Raw genomic sequence first — 783 nt, 5'->3', positions numbered from 1 at the left:
CCTGATCGAATCGAAGATTGGGAGCAATACAGCTCGCTGGCTGAGCCAAGCGTTGCTGCGCCTGTCACTCTGTTCTCAAGTGTTCCTCCGTTTCTGTTCAGCAACGTCGTGACCCAACATCCGGGTTCCATGAACTGTTTGCCTGAAAACCAAGGATAATCACATGTTTGGAAGATTAACTCTGGATTCAATTCCATATCACGAGCCGATCATCATCATCACGCTGGCGATCGTCGCGTTGGTGGGATTAGCCGTGGTGGTTGCCGTAACCAAAGCTGGAAAATGGCAATACCTATGGAATGAATGGTTTACTTCGGTAGACCACAAAAAACTTGGCTTCATGTACATCGCTGTGGCGATGCTGATGCTTGTACGTGGCTTTGCGGACGCAGTGATGATGCGTAGCCAGCAGCTACTTTCCTCTGCGGGTGAAGCGTGCTAGTGGCCGCCGCATCACTACGACCAAATCTTTACCGCGCACGGCGTGATCATGATTTTCTTCGTTGCGATGCCGCTCGTGATTGGTCTGATGAACATCATCGTACCGCTGCAAATCGGCGCGCGTGACGTGGCGTTCCCGTACCTGAATAACTTAAGTTTCTGGCTGTTTGTGGTTGGTGTGATCCTAACTAACATGTCGCTAGGTTTGGGTGAATTTGGCCGTACCGGTTGGTTGGCGTATCCGCCGCTGTCTGGCATTGAAGCAAGTCCGGGCGTCGGGGTCGACTATTGGATTTGGGCGCTGCAGATATCTGGTGTCGGTACCACGCTAACGGGTGTGAA

The 783-nt window shown here is 52.0% G+C and carries 1 protein-coding gene and 1 pseudogene; both read left to right on the top strand.

Annotated features, from left to right (window positions below; genetic code table 11):
- A partial coding sequence (locus R7Q48_RS26540) for a COX aromatic rich motif-containing protein (protein WP_318133192.1) occupies positions 1-159 on the top strand: 159 nt, incomplete at its 5' end.
- Between the two features lie 4 nt (positions 160-163).
- Positions 164-783 (top strand): annotated as a pseudogene (locus R7Q48_RS26535) (cbb3-type cytochrome c oxidase subunit I); the annotation flags it as partial.

The organism is Vibrio sp. 378, assembly GCF_033339435.1.
Note: the sequence above shows the minus strand (reverse complement) of the source record. Positions and strands in the feature narration are given on the sequence as shown.